The organism is Sphingomonas ginsenosidivorax, assembly GCF_007995065.1.
Lineage (GTDB): Bacteria > Pseudomonadota > Alphaproteobacteria > Sphingomonadales > Sphingomonadaceae > Sphingomonas > Sphingomonas ginsenosidivorax.
This window is the reverse complement of record NZ_VOQR01000001.1, coordinates 2,082,662-2,102,061: the sequence shown is the minus strand read 5'-3', so window position 1 is coordinate 2,102,061 and position 19,400 is coordinate 2,082,662. Positions and strand designations below refer to the sequence as shown.

At 69.3% G+C, this 19,400-nt stretch carries 13 protein-coding genes, 1 tRNA gene and 2 riboswitches; of the genes, 6 read left to right on the top strand and 8 right to left on the bottom strand.

Annotated elements, in window-relative coordinates; all coding sequences use genetic code 11:
- The first annotated feature begins 42 nt into the window (after nucleotides 1-42).
- Nucleotides 43-888, top strand: a complete 846-nt coding sequence (locus FSB78_RS09475; RefSeq protein WP_147082157.1) for an ABC transporter substrate-binding protein — start codon at nucleotides 43-45, stop codon at nucleotides 886-888.
- A 61-nt stretch (nucleotides 889-949) separates the two neighbouring features.
- Here the strand turns inward: FSB78_RS09475 and cobO are convergent, their stop codons facing one another.
- The 4 genes from cobO to FSB78_RS09455 are packed head-to-tail and all read right to left on the bottom strand — an operon-like array spanning nucleotide 950 to nucleotide 8,377.
- Entirely contained in the window at nucleotides 950-1,558 is a 609-nt protein-coding gene (cobO, locus tag FSB78_RS09470) for a cob(I)yrinic acid a,c-diamide adenosyltransferase (protein ID WP_147082155.1), read from the bottom strand.
- Complete coding sequence (gene cobN, locus FSB78_RS09465) at nucleotides 1,558-5,364, bottom strand: cobaltochelatase subunit CobN (protein WP_147082153.1); 3,807 nt, start codon at nucleotides 5,362-5,364, stop codon at nucleotides 1,558-1,560. Before cobN ends, cobO begins: the two co-directional genes overlap by 1 nt.
- Nucleotides 5,364-6,407, bottom strand: a complete 1,044-nt coding sequence (cobW, locus tag FSB78_RS09460; RefSeq protein WP_147082151.1) for a cobalamin biosynthesis protein CobW — start codon at nucleotides 6,405-6,407, stop codon at nucleotides 5,364-5,366. Before cobW ends, cobN begins: the two co-directional genes overlap by 1 nt.
- A gap of 32 nt (nucleotides 6,408-6,439) precedes the next feature.
- Nucleotides 6,440-8,377 carry a TonB-dependent receptor plug domain-containing protein gene (locus FSB78_RS09455; RefSeq protein ID WP_147082149.1) on the bottom strand — a complete coding sequence of 646 codons (1,938 nt, stop codon included), beginning with the start codon at nucleotides 8,375-8,377 and terminating at the stop codon, nucleotides 6,440-6,442.
- Between the two features lie 182 nt (nucleotides 8,378-8,559).
- A riboswitch (cobalamin riboswitch) is annotated at nucleotides 8,560-8,783 on the bottom strand.
- Nucleotides 8,784-8,970: 187 nt separating this feature from the next.
- Here FSB78_RS09455 and FSB78_RS09450 point away from each other — a divergent pair.
- Nucleotides 8,971-10,095 (top strand): metallophosphoesterase, encoded by a 1,125-nt coding sequence (locus FSB78_RS09450; protein WP_199743152.1) that lies wholly within the window; start codon nucleotides 8,971-8,973, stop codon nucleotides 10,093-10,095.
- 14 nt (nucleotides 10,096-10,109) lie between these two features.
- On the opposite strand, the gene FSB78_RS09445 is transcribed toward FSB78_RS09450, so the two are convergent.
- Entirely contained in the window at nucleotides 10,110-10,754 is a 645-nt protein-coding gene (locus FSB78_RS09445; RefSeq protein ID WP_147082147.1) for a Rossmann-fold NAD(P)-binding domain-containing protein, read from the bottom strand.
- Nucleotides 10,755-10,859: 105 nt separating this feature from the next.
- Nucleotides 10,860-10,969, top strand: a riboswitch (TPP riboswitch).
- Between the two features lie 32 nt (nucleotides 10,970-11,001).
- Between FSB78_RS09445 and FSB78_RS09440 the strand changes: the two genes are divergently transcribed.
- The 3 genes from FSB78_RS09440 to pnuC are packed head-to-tail and all read left to right on the top strand — an operon-like array spanning nucleotide 11,002 to nucleotide 15,019.
- Nucleotides 11,002-13,299, top strand: a complete 2,298-nt coding sequence (locus tag FSB78_RS09440; protein ID WP_147082145.1) for a TonB-dependent receptor — start codon at nucleotides 11,002-11,004, stop codon at nucleotides 13,297-13,299.
- A gap of 2 nt (nucleotides 13,300-13,301) precedes the next feature.
- Nucleotides 13,302-14,453 carry a phosphotransferase gene (locus FSB78_RS09435; protein WP_242008158.1) on the top strand — a complete coding sequence of 384 codons (1,152 nt, stop codon included), beginning with the start codon at nucleotides 13,302-13,304 and terminating at the stop codon, nucleotides 14,451-14,453.
- Nucleotides 14,450-15,019, top strand: coding sequence for a nicotinamide riboside transporter PnuC (pnuC, locus tag FSB78_RS09430; protein WP_147082143.1), 570 nt, complete (start codon nucleotides 14,450-14,452; stop codon nucleotides 15,017-15,019). The genes FSB78_RS09435 and pnuC overlap by 4 nt, the downstream gene beginning before the upstream one ends.
- Before the next feature lie 22 nt (nucleotides 15,020-15,041).
- Here the strand turns inward: pnuC and FSB78_RS09425 are convergent, their stop codons facing one another.
- From FSB78_RS09425 to FSB78_RS09415, 3 genes are all read right to left on the bottom strand, one after another.
- Nucleotides 15,042-16,196, bottom strand: a complete 1,155-nt coding sequence (locus FSB78_RS09425) for an acetyltransferase domain-containing protein (protein ID WP_147082141.1) — start codon at nucleotides 16,194-16,196, stop codon at nucleotides 15,042-15,044.
- Nucleotides 16,196-18,265, bottom strand: a complete 2,070-nt coding sequence (locus FSB78_RS09420; RefSeq protein WP_242008155.1) for a TonB-dependent siderophore receptor — start codon at nucleotides 18,263-18,265, stop codon at nucleotides 16,196-16,198. Before FSB78_RS09420 ends, FSB78_RS09425 begins: the two co-directional genes overlap by 1 nt.
- A 216-nt stretch (nucleotides 18,266-18,481) precedes the next feature.
- Nucleotides 18,482-18,558 (bottom strand) — tRNA-Arg (locus tag FSB78_RS09415).
- A 59-nt stretch (nucleotides 18,559-18,617) separates the two neighbouring features.
- Between FSB78_RS09415 and FSB78_RS09410 the strand changes: the two genes are divergently transcribed.
- Nucleotides 18,618-19,379, top strand: a complete 762-nt coding sequence (locus FSB78_RS09410; protein ID WP_147082139.1) for a queuosine precursor transporter — start codon at nucleotides 18,618-18,620, stop codon at nucleotides 19,377-19,379.
- The last annotated feature ends 21 nt before the right edge of the window (nucleotides 19,380-19,400 follow it).

Here is a 19,400-nt window from a genome sequence, read left to right as displayed (position 1 = left end):
GGGTGTCGCACGATCGATAGCCGCCCTGTCGGAGGAAACCTAGTGCGCGCTCTGCCCATCATCGCGATTGCCGCCCTTGCGTTGCTGGGGGCCGCGCCGCCGCCGGTCGCGCCGGCGGCGCCCAAGCGCGTCGTGTCACTCAACATGTGTGCGGACCAGTTGCTGGTGGCGCTGGCGGATCCGGGGCAGATCACCGCGCTGACCGAATGGGCGCGCGACCCCGAACTGTCCGCGGTCGCGGTGCAGGCGCGTGCGTTCGCGTTCACGCATCGCACCGCAGAGGAGGTGATGGCACTGCACCCCGACCTCGTCATCGGCGCGCCGTTCCGGACCAAGGCGGTGCTCGCGCCGCTCAAGGCGAACGGCGTCCGGATGGTCGAGCTGCCCAGGGGCGAGGGGGTGGAAGGGATCGCGGCGTCGATCACGACGATCGCGGATGCGGTCGGCCATCCCGAGCGCGGACGCGCGATGATCGCGGGGATGCACCGCGACCTCGCGCGGATCGGGCCGCCGCCGGGGCGCGGACGGATCGCCGCCTATTACCAGCGCAACGGGTTCCTGACCGGTACGGGGACGCGGGTCGACGACATGATGCGGCGCGTCGGGCTGGTGAACCTGGCAGGGAAGCTCGGCCGGCCGGCGCTGTCGCGACTGTCGCTCGAGGAAATGGCGCTGGCGCGGCCGGACTTCCTGGTGATGGAAGACGGCACGCGCGCGGTGGCCGACCGGGGCACCGCGGCGCTGCACCATCCGATCCTCGACGCCGCGGTGCCGCCGTCGCACCGGTTCTACATCCCGCAGTCGCTGACGGTGTGCGGGACGCCGGGCTTTGCGAAGGCGGTCGCGATGCTGGCCGCGCAGGTGCGCGCAGCGGATCGCGCGCGCTAACGCCGCTGCGCACGCGCCGACCATTCGAGGCGTCACCCCGCTTCCCCGGACCCAGGCGCGATCAATATTCGATGCCCGCCTGCGCCTTCACGCCCTGTTCGCGGAACGGGTGCTTCACCAGCGTCATCTCGGTGACGAGGTCGGCGATGTCGATCAGGCCTTGCGGTGCGTTGCGCCCGGTGACGATGACGTGCTTGTCGGCGGGCTTGTTCGCCAGCACCTCGAGCACCTCGTCGAGCGGCAGATAGTCGTAGCGCAGCACGATGTTGAGTTCGTCGGCGAGCACCATCTTGTAGGCGGGATCGGCGATCATCCGCTTGACCTCGTCCCAGGCTTCGCGCGCGACCGCGATGTCGCGGGCGCGGTCCTGCGTGTCCCAGGTGAAGCCTTCGCCCATCGGCTTGAATTCGACGAACTCGGGGAAGCGGTCGAACACCGGCTTCTCGCCGGTCTCCCACGCGCCCTTGACGAACTGGACGACGCCGACGCGCATGCCGTGGCCGATCGCGCGCACCACCATGCCGAGCGCGGCGGAGGTCTTGCCCTTGCCCTTGCCGGTGTGGACGATCAGCAGGCCCTTTTCGAGCGTCTTGCCCTCGACGATCCGGTCGTGCGCGACCTTCAGCTTCGCCATCTTGGCGTTGTGGTCTTCGTCGGTGCGTGCGGCCATCATGATGCTCCTGAAAGGTCGGCGAGCACGACGCCCGCGCTGTTCGATTTGGGTTTCCACAGACCGCGCTCCAGCGCTTCTTCGAGCCGTGCCGCAGTCTCGCGCAGTGCCGCAGGGTTCGCCTCGGCCATGAAGTCGCGGACTGCGTCGTCCTCGATGAACGCCGAGTAGACCGCGTCGAAATGATGGTCCTTCACCGCGTCGGTGGTGGCGGCGAAGGCGAAGAGATAGTCGACCGAGGCGGCGATCTCGAACGCGCCCTTGTAGCCGTGGCGCATCACGCCCGCGATCCATTTGGGATTGGTGACGCGCGCGCGGACGACGCGGCCGATCTCGTCGGCGAGCGTGCGGATCACGGGGCGTTCGGGGCGGCTATGGTCGTTGTGGTAGGAGACCGGCGCAGTGCCGCGGAGGTGCTCGACCGCGGCGGCGATGCCGCCCTCGAACTGGTAATAGTCGTCGCTGTCGAGCAGGTCGTGTTCGCGATTGTCCTGGTTCTGCACCACCGCGTCGACGTTCGACAGGCGGGTGGCGAACAGGTCGCGTTCGCGGTCGCCCTCGACGCCAGCGCCGTACGCATAGCCGCCCCATTCGAGATAGACGTCGGCGAGGTCGGCGCGGTCGTGCCAGAGTTTCTCGTCGATCATCGCCTGCAGGCCGGCGCCGTACGCGCCGGGCTTCGAGCCGAAGATGCGCGCGCCGGCGCGGCGCGCGGCGGTTTTGGGGTCGGTGCCGGCGTCGATCATCGCGGCGGTCTCGCGGCGGACGCGCGCGGCGGCGGGGTTGTCCGCTTCGGATTCGTCGCGGTCCTGCACCGCACGCGCGGCGGAATCGACCAGGTCGATCTGTTCGGGGAAGGCGTCGCGGAAGAAGCCCGAGATGCGCAGCGTCACGTCGACGCGGGGGCGGCCGAGTTCGGTGACGCTGATCACCTCGAACCCGATCACGCGGCCCGAGGTCCAGTCCCAGCGGGGCCGCGCGCCCATCAGCGCGAGCGCCTGCGCGATGTCGTCGCCGCCGGTGCGCATGTTCGCGGTGCCCCAGGCGCTGAGCGCCATCGCCTTGGGATATTCCCCCTCGCGCTGGAAATAATCCTCGACGAGGAGCGCGGCGGAGCGTTGGCCGAGGTCCCAGGCGACGGCTGTGGGTACGGCGCGGGTGTCGACGGAATAGAAGTTGCGGCCGGTGGGGAGGACTTCGGGACGGCCGCGGGTGGGCGCGCCGGAGGGGCCGGGGGCGACGAAGCGGCCGTTCAGGCCGGCGAGGAGGGCGGCTTTCTCGGCGGGGCCGCAGGCGTCGACGCGGGGGGCGAGGTCGTTTCGGATGCTCGCGAGGACGGTGGTCGTCCGTTCTCCAACCCCGTCATCCTGAACTTGGTTCAGGATCCACCTGTCCGCCGGCGCTAGCCTTTCGGTGGATCCTGAAACGAGTTCAGGATGACGGAGGGGGGAGACGAGGGCGGTTGCCAGCAGGTCGAGGCGTTCTACGGTGTCGCCTTTGGTTCGCCACGGATCGTCGCTCACCTCCGCCAGTACGGTTGGCCGCGCGCCATTCCAAGGGTCGCCCATCACGCAGTCGAGCGGATCGAACGCGAGCTCCAGATCGTCGGCCATCGCGCGCAGCAGCGAGGCTTGGCCGGGCGTGTCGTACCCCCGCGGGGTGCGGGCGAGCGCGACGAGCAGGTCGCGGCGCAGCCGGCCTTCGGGCGAGCGGGTGAAGACGTGCAGCCCGTCGCGGATCTGCATTTCCTTCAGCTCGCACAGATAGGTATCGAGCGCGGCGAGCGCGTCGTCGCCGTCGCCGACCATGCCGGCGTCGACGTCGAGCCCGGCGCCTTGCGCGAGCTGCAGGATGTCGCGGCGCAGGCGGTCGATCCGCCGCGGGTCCATCCCGGCGGCGAGGTAATATTCGTCGACCAGCGCCTCGAGCTGTTTCAGCGGACCATAGCTTTCGGCGCGGGTCAGCGGTGGCGTCAGGTGGTCGACGATCACTGCGCCGATGCGGCGCTTGGCCTGCGTGCCTTCGCCGGGGTCGTTGACGATGAAGGGGTAGAGTTGCGGCACGGGGCCGGCGCAGATCTCGGGGAAGCACGTGTCCGAGAGCGCGAGCGCCTTGCCGGGCAGCCATTCGAGATTGCCGTGCTTGCCGACATGGACGATCGCCTGCGCGCGGAAGCTGCGGTCGAGCCAGACGTGGAAGGCGAGATAGGCGTGCGGCGGCGGCAGCGCGGGGTCGTGATAGGTCGCCTTGGCATCGATATTGTAGCCGCGCGCGGGCTGCACTGCGACCGCGACATGGCCGAAGCGGTGGACCGCGAGCTGGAACGCGCCATCCTGCACGAACGGGTCGGCTTCGGGGGCGCCCCAGCGATCGGTCATCGCCGCGCGCGCCGCGGCGGGGAGCGCGGCGAAGGCTTCGGCGTAGTCTTCGAGCGATAGCGTTTCGCGCGCGCGACCGACGGAGCCGAGGTCGTTGGTGCGGCCGGCGAGCATCGCGTCCATCAGTGTGGCACCGTCACCGGGTGGGCCGTCGGTGGCATACCCGGCCTCGCCCAGCGCCGTCAGGATCGCGACGGCGCTCTCCGGCGTGTCGAGCCCGACGCCGTTGCCGATCCGCCCGTCGCGATTGGGATAGTTGGCGAGCACCAGTCCGACGCGGCGCTCCGCCACCGGGGTCTGCCGCAGCGTCGCCCAGTTCGCTGCGAGCCGGGCAACGAAGTCGACCCGGTCGGCGACGACGCGCGGCACGACGATGCCGCATTCGGTGCACGCGTCGAACCGCTCGGCGGCCTTGAACGCGACCGCGCGCGTGAAGATGCGGCCGTCGACCTCGGGCAGTGCGATATTCATCGCCAGGTCGCGCGGCCCTAGACCCCGCGCCGACCCCGCCCAGTTCGCCTCCTCCACGCCCGCGAATGCGACCTGGAGGATCGGGCAGTCGGCGCGTTCGAGCACGCCGGGGACGCGATTGTCGCCCGGCGAGGTCGCGGCGAACGCGGTCGCGTTGACGATCACGTCGGGGCCCTGCGCGTCGATGAGGCCGCCGAGCCAGTCGACCGCATAGGGTTCGCGCAGCGAGCGGACATGCGCGGCGAGCACGTTGAGCCCGCGTGCGCGAAACGCCGCGGTCATCGCGTCGACCGCGTCGAGCGTCCCCGCCGCGACAAGCGCGCGGTAGAAGACGAGCAGCGCGACCGGGCGTCCCGCGACCCAGTTCGCGCGGGCATCGTCGAGCGTCGGCCGCTCGATCCCACGCACATACAGCCCGGCGTCGGGCAACGGCACGGGATCGTCGGGCAGCCCGATGTCGCGGCCGATCAGCCTCGCGGCGGTCTTGAGGAACCCGGTCGCGTTGGCGACGCCGCCCTGGCGGAGATAGTCGCGCAGGCGGTGGAGGACGTCGGACGATACCGTCGAGGCGGCGTCGAGCGCGGGGTCGACCTCGTGTCCCTCGGCGACGGCGGCGAAGGCGATGCCGCGCGCGCGCGCGACGGCGGCGATCTCGTCCACGCCGTACGGCCAGTAGCTCTTGCCGCCGAGCAGCACGACGCAGACGAAGCGCGCGTGCGCGACGACCTTCTCGACATAGAGGTCGACCGAATAGGGGTGCTTGAGCTGGAGCAGGTTGGCGAGCCGCACACTCGGGCGCCCGTCCTCGCCGGTGCCGATCGTCTCGGCCGCGCGCGCGAAACAGGCGAGGTCGCTGTCCGCCACCGTCAGGATCACGATATCGCCCGGCGACTGGTCGAGGTCGATCGCCTCGTCGCCGTTCGATACCGTGCCCGGGGTGGCAGCCAGCAGATGCATCAGCGGATGCCAGCCCCCAGCGCGGCGCGCAGCTCGACCGAGATCGCGGCCTCGTCGAGGCCCTTCTGCCCGATCACCACCAGGTGCGACCGCCGCGGCTCGTCACCCTTGAACGGGCGGTCGAAATAATGCTGCACGCGCGGGCCGACCGCCTGGATCACCATCCGCGCGGGCTTGCCGTGGATCGCCACCATGCCCTTCACGCGGAGGATGTCGTGCCGCTCGATCAGCCGCGACAGCACGTGCAGCAACGGCTCGACGCTCTCGAGCTCGGTGCCGTCGACGACGAAGCTGTCGAAATCGTCATGGTCGTGCTCGGCCTCGCCGTCATGGACCGAGGGGCGCGAGTCGAGGTCGTCCTCCGCCGCCGCGGTGATGCCGAGCAGCACGCCGACATCGACCGCGCCGTGGTCCGCGCGGACGATCTTCACGCCCTCGCGCATCTGTTCGCGGATCTGGTGCTCGACGCGCGCGAGCACGACCTGGCTGACGAGGTCGGCCTTGTTGAGCACGACGATGTCGGCGCAGGCGAGCTGGTCGTCGAACAGTTCCTCGAGCGGGCTGTCATGGTCGAGCGACGGATCCGCCGCGCGCGCCGCCGCCAGCGCTGCCTCGTCGGTCGCGAACCGTCCGGCCGCGACCGCGTCGGCGTCGATCAGCGTGACGACGCCGTCGATCGTCGCGCGCGTGCGGATGTCTGGCCACTGGAATGCCTTGATCAGCGGTTTCGGCAGCGCGAGGCCCGAGGTCTCGATGATGATGTGCTCGGGCGGGTTGGGGCGGTCGAGCAGCGTCATCATCGTCGGCAGGAAATCGTCGGCGACGGTGCAGCAGATGCAGCCGTTTGCGAGCTCGACGATATCGTCCTCGGGGCAGGCGGCGTCGTTGCAGCCCTTCAGCAGCTCGCCATCGACGCCGACGTCACCGAATTCGTTGACGATCAGCGCGAGCCGGCGGCCCTTGGCGTTCTGCAGCAGGTGGCGGATCAGCGTGGTCTTGCCGGCGCCTAGGAAGCCGGTGACGACGGTGGTCGGAATTTTCACGAACCTTCTCCTTTGTTGTCGAGGGACGGTGATCAGAAGTTGGCGCGGATCCCGCCATAGGCGGCGCGCCCCGGCGTCGCGAAGCTGAACACCTCCTCGTAATCCTCGTTCGCCAGGTTCTCGATCCGGCCGAACACCGACAGGCGATCGGTCAGCTTGTAGTCGGCGGCGAGGTTGACCAGGACATATTCCTGCAGCGACACGCGGACCGGGACGTAGCTCGGATCCGTGTACGCGACGTCGGCCTGCCGCCCGTTGTACCGCACCGTCAGCGTGGTCGAGAAGCGCTTGTCCCGGCTGAATACCGTCGTGTTGACGCTGGCGACGTGCTTCGGGCGGCGCACCTCGATCGCGCCGTCCTCGCGTGCGTGCAGCCAGGTATAGGCGAGGTCGAAGCGGAGCTGGTCGATCGGCCGCGCGGAGGCGAACACCTCGACGCCGTGCTGGCGCGAGAGCGTATCGCGATTGTCGGGCGTCGCGACGAAGTCGGGCGCGGGGTAGGTGGTGTAGATCTCGTTCTCGAGCTTGCTGTCGAAATAGGTCGCGCCGATCGTCGCGCGGGTGCCGATCTCCTGGTCGACGCCGGCCTCCCAGCCCTTGGACTTTTCGGGTTTGAGGTTCGGGTTGCCGATGTAGCGGCCGTCGGAATAGCCGAAGAGCTCGAAATAGCCCGGGTTCTTGACGCCCGTGCCGTACGCGCCGCGTGCGCGCAGGCCGAAGGGCAGGCGGTAGCCGGCCTGAAGGCGGTAGGTGGTGGTGTCGGCGAAGCGGTTATTGTCGTCGCGGCGCAGCGATGCGCCCACGGTCAGCGCGTCGATCGTGCCTTCATACTGGCCGACGAACCCCCAGTTCTCGGTCGAGCGGCGGCCCTGGAAGGCGAACTCGGACGGCGTGGTGTTGCGGAACTGTTCGCGTTCGAAATCGGCCGCGCCGGTGATGCGGCTGACGAGCTTGCCCGTGTCGAGCCGGTAGCTGCTCTCGAACGAACCCTTGTAGCGCTGTCCCTTGTCGCCGAAGTCGAGCCCGGCCGCGGTGTAGCTCTTGCGCGTGGTGTCGGCGAACTGGCCGGTCAGCGCGGTGGTCCAGCGGCCGTCGGCGAGCGTGAGCTCGGCACGGGCGAGGCCGTAAAAGGCGTCGTTGCGGAAATGCACGCCGGGGCTGTCGACGATGTAGCCGAACAGCGGGCCGTCGAGCGCCGAATTGTTGGTCTGCGCATCGGTGTAGCTGTAGCGGCCGACACCGGTCAGCTTGAAGATGGGCGAGGGGGTCCAGCTCGCCTTGGCGCTGGCGCCGATGCTGGTCGAGCCGATGTCGCGGGTGCCGCCGCGTGCGGTGGGCGTGCCGTCGGTGCGGTAGAGCGAGCTCGACAGCGCATAGTCGACCGTGTCGCTGGCGCCGGCGATGCGCGCGGCGCCCGACGCGGTGCCGAACGACCCGCCCTCGGCGCGGAGCGAAAGGCCCGGCGCCTCGCGGCCGGTCAGCGTGATGTACTGGATGACGCCGCCGATCGCGTCCGATCCGTAGAGCGCGGATTGCTGGCCGCGCAGCACCTCGACCCTGGCGGCTTCGTCGGCGATCAGCGTGCCGAAGTCGAACTCGCCATTATACGGGTCGGATGCCTCGATGCCGTCGATCAGGACGAGGACGTGGTTGCTCTCGCTGCCGCGGATGCGGACCTGAGTCATGCCGCCGATCGCGCCCGCGCGGTTGACCGCGACGCCGGGAACGTCGCGCAGCACGTCGGACAGGACCCGCGTCTGGCGTTGCTGCAGCGCGTCGGTGTCGATCAGCGTTACCGAGGCAGGCAGGTCGCGGACCTGCGTCGCGCCGCCCGAGCGCGACGCGGTGACGACGATCGCGTTGCCCTCGCTATCGAGCGTCGGCAGGGTCGGGTCGCTCTGCGCGAAAGCAGGGGTGGCGGCGGCAGAAGCGGCGGCAAGCGCCAGCAGCGATGTCAAAACAGTCTTCACGAACAAGTCCCCCCGCGTCGTCCGACGACGCGACTGGGGCCGTTCTCGCATGCGCGAACGTCGGGGACCGGCCAGTCGAACGGACGCGTTCGCCCGACTGTCTCGCCCCGCCTGCGGCCCCTGCCGCACGTTCGTCGCTCGAACGGAACGATGTCCGTGCCCTGGCCATCCCCTGGACCACAGCATGAGCGACAGCGCCGGCAGGTCTCCTGGCTCGCGGGTCGATGCTCGATACGCGCCTTCCCAGGCCGTGGGGCCCAGTGGCTGTCCGACGCGACCGTCGAACATGCATATCTCGCTATCCGCTTACAGTTGCAGGGACAGCCGCGGCGTTGGACAGGCAAGCCGTCCGCACCGCATTCCGCAATTAAGCCTCTTTCGAGGCACCGGCGCAATCATCCGGACCACGGGGCTCACCGCGATCCGAGGCCGGGCCGTAGCGCAAAGCGGTGCGGCGGCCAATCGGATTTAAAGAGGGTCGGATTTCAAGAGGGGGATCGCGACGGGGATATCCGCCGGGATCAGCTGCGTGGTAGGGGCCCGACACGATCGGGGACCGCGAGCGTGCCGCGGTATCCCCGGGCAGACGGAGAATGATCATCTTCCATCTCGTTTTTGCGGTGCCGAGCCTGCTCCTGATCGCGCGCTGGCTATGGCCGCTGTCGTTGCCGCTATGGAGCAAGGGGGCGATCGCGCTGCTGTTGCTCGCGGTGTCGCAATATCATTTCTGGAGCCGGCTCTCGTCGGGTTCGGTGTTCGCCCCCGAATTCCCGCGCGCGATCGTGATCGCGTTCAACTGGGCCTTCGGTGCGATCGTCATCCTGTTCGTGCTGCAGATCCTGGTCGATCTGGGCACGCTCGCGGCGATGCTGGCGCGGCGGGGGTCTGTCGGTGTGCCCGACAGCGTCCGCTATGCGATCGCAGGCGTCGCCGCGCTGCTCTCCGCGATCGGGGTCGCCAATGCGATGCGCGTGCCACCGGTCAAGGACATCGCGGTCGAGATCCAGGGACTGCCGCCGGCGTTCGAGGGCTATCGGCTGCTGCAACTGACCGACCTGCACATCAGCCGGCTGTTCCCGGCGCCCTGGGCGCGGGCGGTGGTCGATCGCGCCAATGCGTCGGACGTCGACTTGGTCGTTGTCACGGGCGACTTCATCGACGGCTCCGTCGCGATGCGCCGCCGGGATGTCGCGCCGCTGCAAGACCTGCGCGCGCCGGACGGGGTGTATGCCATTCCCGGCAACCACGAATATTTCTTCGATTACGCCGCATGGATGCGCCATCTCGCGGCGCTCGGGATGCGCATGCTGCCCAACACCCATGTCCTGCTGACGCGGGGTGACGCGCGGATCGTGCTGGCCGGTGTCACCGACCTCTCGGCGCCGGCGCACGGACAGGCCGGGCGGGACCTGACGGCGGCGCTGGCGGGCGCGCCGGCGGATGTGCCGATCGTCCTGATGGATCACCAGCCCCGCGCGGCGGGTCGTGCGGCCGCGCGGGGGGTGGCGCTGCAGCTGTCCGGCCACACGCATGGCGGCATGATCGTCGGGCTGGACCGGCTCGTCGCCCGCGGCAATGCGGGATACGTGTCGGGGCGGTATGCGGTGGGTGGGATGACGCTCTATGTCAGCAACGGCACCGGCCTGTGGCCCGGTTTCGCGCTTCGCCTGGGACGGCCATCCGAAATGACGCGCATCACGCTGCACGCGGCCCGCTGACGGCGCCGGTCGTATCAACCCGCGGCGAGCGCGATCATCCGGGCCGTGACGACGTGGCAGCCCGGCGCCCCGTTCAACGCCGCTTCGACCAAGAGTTCGGCAACCGTCGCCGCGGGGCTGATGCGCGCGGCGGGCGGCAGGACGGGGCCGGCGATCCGCAGCAGCGAACCCAGGACGCTTTCCAGCGGGCGGTGCTCGGCGCGGTCGCCACCGAGGAAGCCGGGGCGCACCAGCGTCAGCGACCGGAAACCGAGGCGTTCGACCGCCTGTTCGAGTTCGCCCTTGGTGCGCGGATAGAGGAAGCGGGACCGGGCATCCGCGCCCATCGACGAGGTCAGCGCGAAGCGGGTCGCGCCGCGCGCGCGAACCTGCCTCGCGACCGCGAGCGCGTAATCATGGTCGATCGCGCGAAAGGCGGCCGCCGACCCCGCCTTCGCGCGCGTCGTCCCCAGCGCGGAGATCGCGCCGTCGACCGTCCACCACGCCGCGTCGGGCTGCAGGTCATCGCTGGTCATGATCGGGTTGCGCAGCTTTGCGTGAGGCGGGATCGGCCGCCGCGTCGGCGCCACCACATGGTCGACGCGCTCGTCCGCGAGCAGCAGCGCGAGCGTCGCTGCGCCGACCATGCCGGTCGCGCCCGCGAGGAGGATCGTCGTCATCCGTCCGTATCTAGCGACGAACCGGCGACGAGGTAAGGCGGGGGGCAGACCCGATCGCGGGGCCATTCGATAAGCGTTTGCTTACGCGCCGTAACCGCCTAGACGGCGCCATCCCCGGGGGGCCGCTGTCGTGCGGCTGAGAGGTGGGCAGCAGCCCACGACCCGCTGAACCTGATCCGGGTGATACCGGCGTAGGGAGGGTTGGCGGCACCTCCGTCGTCCCTCCGTGTGGAGTGGACCCGAGACGATGCCGGTTGTGATCTTGCGGAATGGTGTTCTTATCGGGTGCGGCGCCCTGGCGGCGTGCCTGGCGTTTTCGGGCGCCGCATCGGCGCAACAGGCAGACGACCGGACCGACATCCGCGTGATCGGTCACCGCGATCCCGAAGGACTGCTGCCCGACCAGACCGAACCGAAGGCGGTGAGCGCGATCTCGTCCGATTTCATCGTCAAGCAGGCGCCGACGCTCAACGCGTTCCAGCTCGTCAACCTGCTGCCCGGCGCGACCGTCGCTTCCAGTGACCCATACGGTCTGTCGACGAGTTCGAGCCTGACGCTGCGTGGCCTAGGTCAGGACGAGATCGGCGTGCTGCTCGAGGGCGCGCCGCAGAACGATATCGGCTATTATTACGCCTATCCGTCGCAGTTCGCCGACCCCGGGAACGTGCGGCAGATCGCGCTTGCGCAAGGGTCGGTGGACATCGACTCGCCAACGGTCGGCGGGGCGGGTGGTCTGTTGTCGCTGACGCTCGACGATCCCAAGGCGACGCGGCAGGCGCTCGTCGACCTGTCGCTCGGATCCTATGCGTTGCGCCGCGTCTTCGGCCGGGTCGATACGGGCACGATCGGCAGCACCGGGCTCAAGGCGTTCCTGTCCTATTCGAACACCCGTGCGGACAATTGGCGCGGTGCTGGGTACGACACGCGCCAGCATGTCGATGCCAAGCTGCTGCGCGAATGGGGCGACGGCAACCGTGCCAGCCTGGCGCTGTCGTACAACGATGCCAATTCGGCGAGCTATCCCAGCCCGACGCTCGCCGACTGGCAGGCCCGGGGCCGCGGGTTCAACTACGATGCGCGCTACACCGCGGGGAACACCAATTACTGGCGGCTGTACCGGGCGCCGTTCCGCAACCTCTACGCCTCGGCGCCGGTGCATCTGCGGCTGAACGACCGGCTGACGCTCGACAGCACGACCTATCTCCAGTTCGGCTATGGCAATTCGCCCTATGGCACCGAGCTCTCTACCACCGGCAATTTCCTCGGCAACGAGGCGCTCGCGGCACCGATCGCGCTGCCCGGCGCGGTCGACGGCGTCGCGACGGTGCTCGGCAATTACACGGGCGACCAGATGCGCAGCGGCAACGTCAGCAAGCTGACGCTGCAGGCCGGCATCCACCGGGTCACCGCGGGGCTGTGGTTCGATTACGGCACGGACCGCGTCGCCCAATCCTACACCGCGGTCGATGCCGAGGGGCGTCCGGCCGACCGATGGGGATACCGGAGCAAGGCGATCCGGACCGCCGACGGCCGGCTGCTCGCCTATGAGAACCAGCGCACCGTCACGGTGACGAAGAGCGTTTTCCTCGCCGACAGCATCGCGCTCGATCCGCGCCTGACGGTGGATATCGGGTTCAAGGGCGTCAGCCTACTGCGCAACGGCCGCAACTATCTGCCGGGGCCGCAGGACCGCGTCCGCCGGAATTCCTATGTCGCCCTGCCGCGCGCCGCGGTCCGGTACGCGATCGACGACCGCCAGCAGGTCTTCGCCAACATCACGACCAATTTCCGGACGCCGAACGAGTTCACGCTCTACGACAGCTCTTATGGCGGCGTCGTGTCGACGCGCGGGACTGACGCGCTGAGGAACGAATATTCGATCTCGGAGGAACTGGGTTATCGCTACATCGGCCCCAATCTGTCGGCCTCCGTCACCGGCTTCCACTACAAGTTCCGCAACCGCCAGCTCGCGACCGTCGTCGATGTCGGGGGTGCGCAGGTCAATTCGACGCTGAACGCCGGGGGGCAGACGTCCTACGGCGTCGATGCGGAGATCGACTATCGTCCCGCCAAGGGCGTCAGCGTCTATATCTCGGGCGAATATCTCCGCGCGCGGATCGACGACGACCTGCCGGTGGGCGGGGACTATCTGCCGACGCGGGGCAAGCGCGCGGTGTCGAGCCCGACGGTGCAGATCGGCGGTGGCGGTACCTATGACGACGGCCGCCTGTTCGGCAGCATCGCGGGCAAATATGTCGGTCGCCAATATGCGACCTTCGTGAACGACGAGAGCATCAAGGGCTATGCGACGCTCGACGTGTCGCTCGGCGTCCACCTCGCCGACTGGTTCGACGGCAAGCGGACCGACCTGCGCGTCAACGCGATCAACGTGACCGATCCGCACGTGCTCGCAGGCGTGCAGGCCGTCACCACCAACGCGCGTGACGTCGTCGGGCGGGGCGGCACGGTCGTGTCGGGCGCGGCGCCGGCCTATTATATCGGCAGTGGCGCGGCCGTCGTCGCGACCGTGTCCCGCGGCTTCTGACGATGGCCGACGCCGGAGAGACGACGCACCGGGTGCACGGCATGGGGATCGCGCTGGAAGCACCGACCTGGCCTGCCATCACGGATGGCGAGGCTGCGGCGGTGCTGCAGTGGTTTCCGGCGGCGGCGCGGGTCGAGGCGTTGCGCTGGCATTCGCCGCGTCCGTTTTCCGCCGCGACGCTGATCGATACGGCGCGCGGTGCGCTGATCCTGAAGCGGCATGATCGCCGCGTGCGCAGCGTCGCGGGGCTGGCGGAGGAACATGCGTTCATCGCGCATCTCGCAGCCGCGGGGACGCCGGTGCCCGAGGTGCTGCGGACCGCGGACGGGGCCAGCGCAGTCGCGGTGGGGGACTGGACCTACGAGCTCCATCGCCGGGGAGCGGGGGACGATCTGTACCGGGACCGACCGTCATGGACGGCGTTCGAGTCTCACGACCATGCCCATGCCGCCGGGGTGGCGCTCGCGCGGCTGCATGAGGCGTCGTGCGGGTTCGACGCGCCGGCGCGCAGCGTGCAGCCGCTGGTCGCGAGCTTCGGGATCCTGTCCGCTGCGGATCCGGTGGCGGCCGCGGAGGACTATGTCGAGGCGCGTCCGGCGCTGGCCGCGTTCCTGGCGGGGCGGCCGTGGCGGCGCGCGCTGGCGGCGCTGTTCGCGGGGGCGGGTGAGGGGCTGGCGCAGGGCATCGCGGGGCAGGTGCTGCTGTGGACGCATAACGACTGGCATCCGTCCAACCTGCTCTGGGCGGACGATGGCAGCGTCGAGACCGTGTTCGATTTCGGGCTGGCCGACCGGACCTGCGCGGCGCACGACCTCGCGATCGCGATCGAGCGGACCGCGTTCGCCTGGCTCGAGCTGGGGCAGGGGCGAGACGACGGCATCGGCGATCCCGGCGCAGCGCTCGCGCTGATCGCAGGGTATGCGGCGATCCGTCCGCAGAGCCACGCCGATATCGCGGCGGCGCTCCGGCTGCTGCCGCTCGTGCACGTCGAATTCGCGCTGTCCGAGATCGCGTATTTCGCCGGGGTGGTGGGGGACGTCGAGGCGGCGTCGCTCGCGTGGGACGGCTATCTGCTCGGCCATGCGGACTGGTTCCGTTCGGCGGCGGGACTCGACTTCCTCGCGCGCGTCGACGCACGCGGGCGTGTCCGATGACGCCGCTCGAGATCGCCGCGGTCGCGGTGAGCTTCCTCGCCATCTGGCTGACGGCGCGGCGCAACATGCTGTGCTGGCCGCTGAACCTCGTCGCGTGCGCGCTGTATTTCACGCTGTTCCTCGACGTGCGGCTCTATGCCGACATGGTGCTGCAGGCGCTGTTCGGCGTCGGTATCCTCTATGGCTGGTTCGTCTGGAGCCGGGGGCGGCGCGATACGGGTGCGGTGGTCGTGATGCCGTTGTCGCGAGGGCAGGCGGCGGCGGGGCTCGCGGCCGGCGCGATCGGGGCGTGCGCGGTGGGGTGGTTCACCAGCCATCATACCGACGCGGCGCTGCCATGGATCGACGCGACGCTCAGCTGCTTCAGCCTCGTCGCGCAATATTGGACGGCGCGGCGGCACCGCGAGAGCTGGCTGCTGTGGATCGCGGTGGACGTCGCCTATGTCGGGATGTTCGTGGTCAAGGGACTGATGCTGACCGCGGGTCTCTACGCGGTGATGATCGGCCTCGCGGTGATGGGCTACCGCGACTGGCGGCAGGGCCGACCCGCCGTCGCGACCGACTGACGGGGCGGGCGACGGCGGTCGCTCAGAAGAAGCGGAGCCAGGCGATGTCGCGCCGCCGCTGCTTCAACCGCGAGAACCAGGCGGTCGGCAGGTACAGCGGCAGGATCAATGCGCCGTACCAGGCGAGCACCCAGCCATAATCGCCCACCATGAAGACCGTGCCGTGGGTCGGCCCCCACCAGGCGAGCGCGCCGTGATAGAGCAGGCGCAGCACGGTGAGGTGGAGGAGGTAGAAGAACATCGGCGCCCCGCCGAACACGGCCAGCGCCCGTATCGCGCGCGACTGGCCGCGGCGCTCGAACAGCGCGAGCAGCAGTGCGCCGCCGCCGAGCGTCGGCAGCAGGAACAGCAGCGAGGGGGGATATTTGGTCATCGACACGAAGCCGATCACGGTCCGCAACGCGCTGCCGTCGACGACGCTCCAGGGCGCGTCGCCGTAGAGGTTGAAGGCGCGGAGCACGAGGAACGCCGCGATCATCCCGACACCCAGGCCGACCAGCCGGCGGCGGCGCACCACGGGGTCGACATCGCGTCCGAACCACGGGCCGATCGCATGGCCGAGCAGCATCACGCCCATCCAGGGCAGGATCGGGTAGGTCGTCTTGGCCACGAACCCGAACGGCAGCGCGATCACGTCGCGTTGGTGCAGCAGCGCCCAGGCCGGGAACAGCGCGTCGCCCGGCTGCAAGCGTATCGGGTCGAGCAGGTTGTGGCCGCAGACCAGCACCAGCCCCAGCGCGATCCGCGCCCCCCGCGGCAGCCGTATCGCCCCGGCGAGCAGGATCATGCACAGGCCCAGGCACCAGATGACCTGAAGCCAGAAGGTCGGCTGCGGCGCCACGCCCCAGTAGAGCGGCGACAGATAGAGCAGATCGATCGCCATCAGGAGCAGCCCGCGCCTGACGAGGAACGAAGCGGTTTCGCGCGGGGTGTGGCCGACGCCGAAGAGACAGGCCGCGACCCCGGTCAGCGCGACGAAGACCGGCGCGCAGAAGCTGGCGACAAAGCGCGCGACCGCCATTGCGGGGAGGACGGTGCGCGGATCGACCGGATCGGGCATCGGGACGAGCACCAGCCAGGTCTCGCGCAGATGGTCGAGCAGCATCAGGACCATCGCCAGCCCACGCAGCGCGTCGATGCTCTGCAGTCGCGTGTGCGGGGTGGTGGCGCCCGCCATCAGAAGTGCGCCCGCAGCGCGGCCCGCACCGTCCGCGGCGCGCCCGGATAGATCCAGAGCGCGTTGTAGGAGCTCTGCGCGTACCGCGCGTTCAGCAGGTTGTCGGCTTCCGCGCGGACCGACAGCGTCGCGGACAGCGGAATCTCGGCCGCGGCCTTGAGCTTCACATAGTCGGGCAGGATGAGCCCGCTGGCGTCGGTCGCGCCGGACCGCTTGCCGACATAGGCGATGCCGCCGCTCAGCTGCCAGTCCTGCCCCGTCCCCATGTCGACGCTGTGCACGACGAAGACCGTGCCCGAATGATCGGGTACGTTGAGCGCCAGCGGGGTCGCGAATGCCGCGTCGTCGTTGCGCGCGCGGGTCCACGCATAGTTCACGACCGCCTGCCACCGCGCGGCGAGGCGCAACGACGCATCGAACTCGATTCCGCGGCTGGTCAGCGACCCGACCGGCGCGAGGAAATTGACGTCGGTCGGGTCGGTGGTCAGGACGTTGCGCTTGCGGATGTCGAACCAGGTGACGCCGATGTCGAGGCCATGCCAGCGTCCGGCCGCGCCGAGTTCGAACCCGTGGCCCTGTTCGGGCGCGAAGGCGACGCCGCCGGCGCCGCTGCCCGAATTGAGCTGGAAGGATTCGCCCCAATTGGCGTGGACCGCGATCGCGTCTGTCACCGCATAGCGCCCGCCCAGCCGGAAATTGACGGGATTCCGCTTGGAAACCGTGGTCGCGCCGACGAGATTGCGCTCGAGTTGCTGGCGATAGGTATCGAACCGTACGCCGCCGACCAGGTCGAGCCGATCGGTCACTGCCAAGGAATCCTGCGCATACAGGGACAGTACGCGCCGCGTTTCCCGCTGGTCGATGTTGGCGAGCAGCGGCAGGGGCTGGGTCGAGCCATAGACGGGGTTCAGCGGATTGGTGGCATAGGGGTTGGCCGCGGTCGGGTTCCGGCGGTTGAGCAGTTCGAGATAGTCGAGCGTATAGCCCTTGATGCCGATGCTCGGGCGATGCGTGCCCAGCGCATCGATCTCGCCGCGCAGTTCCAGCCGCGCCGACAGGTCCTCGACCTCATAGCCGCGTTCGCGGCGCTGCCGCCACAGCGTCTGGCGGTCGACGAGGCGCGACTGATCCGCCGAGAAGCCGCGCAGCGATCCGGTGCGATAGGCGACGCCGCCGACGAGCGACCACGAGCCCCAGAGCTTCGCCTCGCCGGTCAGCTGGTGCCGGGTGTCCCGGGCGCGCGTCGCCCCGTTCGCCGGCTCGCCGAGGAAACGGGACGCGGGCAGTGCGAGCGGATCGCCGCCGATCGCCGCCACGCCGCGATCGAACGGTGCGTCATAGGCGATATGCTGCGCCAGATAGGTCAGCTGCACCGCATCGGACGGGCGGAAGGTCAGCGAGGGCGAGACCACGCGCCGCTTGAGCGTCACGAAGTCGCGATAGCCGTCGCTGTCCTCGGTCGCGACCACGATCCGGGCGGCGAGCGTGTCGGTCAGCGGACCCGTCGCATCGAGTTCGATACGCCGGGTGTCGAACGAGCCATATTGCAGCGACGCGGTGGCGTGCGGTGCGAAGCGCGGAGTCTTGCTGACCATGTTGACGCGGCCGGCCGGATCGATGTCGCCGAACACCGCCCCCGCGGGTCCCTTGAGGATCTCGATGCGCTCGATCGTGGCGGGGTCGCGTGCAGGCGCGCTGCCGCGGTTGGCGATGAAGCCGTCGGTGTAATATTCTCCGCCGCCATCGGCGGTGCTGAGGAAGCCGCGGATCGCGAAATTGTCGGCGAACCCGCCGCGGTTGTTCTGCTGGCTACTGCCGCTGACCAGTTCGAGCGCATCGCTGAGCCGGTACGTTCCCGCTGCGCGCAGGATGTCCTGTTCGAGCGAACGGCTCGACTGCGACATCAACTCGGTCGCGCGGTCGGAGGACAGCGTCGCGTCGCGCGAGGTGCGCGTGCCGAGCACGACGATGTCGTCACGCTCCGCGGGCTCGCTAGCCTCCTGCGCGCCGGCCGGGCTGCCCGCCATCAGGCCGAAAGCGCCGATGGCGCCCGTGAGGCGGGCCGGCACCGGGCCGAACGATAGTCTGATTCTCCGGCGCAACGACCAACTCAGCAACGAACATCCCCCAGATTTGTGATGATATCTTGTCGCATAGAGGCGTTTGCGTGGTTGGGCAACGGGGCAGCGTCGCAGTCGGGAGGGGGGGCGCCAGAGTTGCGCCGCCAGGCGAAGCGCCGACGTCATCGGCCGTGGCAGCGGCGCCAGGAACGCGCGCGGGGGGATTGGCGCGCCCGGAGGGAGTCGAACCCCCGACCGAGGAGGTAGAAGCTCCTTGCTCTATCCATCTGAGCTACGGGCGCGCACCGGGACCGATTAGCGCGGATTGCGCAGCCTTGGAACCGTGATCATAACCGCGCGCATGAACGACGATCACACGCTGCTGGCGACGGATGCAAAGGCGCGCGCGGTACCGGCCGCGATGCCCGGCGAACGCTTTCGCTATTACGACTTCGTGATGGCGGCGTTCGTCACGATCCTGCTGCTGTCGAACGTGATCGGCGCGGGCAAGGTCGCGACGGTCGACCTGCCGCTGATCGGCGACTGGCCGTTCGGCGCGGGGATCCTGTTCTTTCCGGTCAGCTACGTGATCGGCGACGTGCTGACCGAGGTCTACGGCTATGCCCGCGCGCGGCGCGTGATCTGGGCGGGGTTCGCGGCGGTGGTGTTCATGGCGTTCATGGCATGGATCGTCGTCGCGCTGCCGCCTGCGCCGACCTGGACCAACCAGGCGGCCTACGAGACGATCTTCGGGCAGGTGCCGCGGATCGTGGCGGCGAGCGTCTGCGCGTTCTGGGCGGGCGAGTTCGTCAATTCGTACGTGCTCGCGCGGATGAAAGTGTGGACCGCGGGCAAGCATCTCTGGTCGCGGACGATCGGGTCGACCGTGCTGGGCGAGGGGGTCGACAGCCTGATCTTCTATCCGCTCGCCTTCTGGGGTGCCGAAGGGTGGACGCCGTCGCTGGTGGTGACGGTGCTGTTCACGCAATGGGCGCTGAAGGTCGGGTGGGAGGTGCTGCTGACGCCGGTAACCTATGTGGCGGTTGGGTGGCTCAAGGCGCGCGAAGGAGTCGAAATCTTCGACCGCGATACGGACTTTTCGCCGTTCAGGACGCGGGTTTGAATATCGTCGATTAGGAGTGCC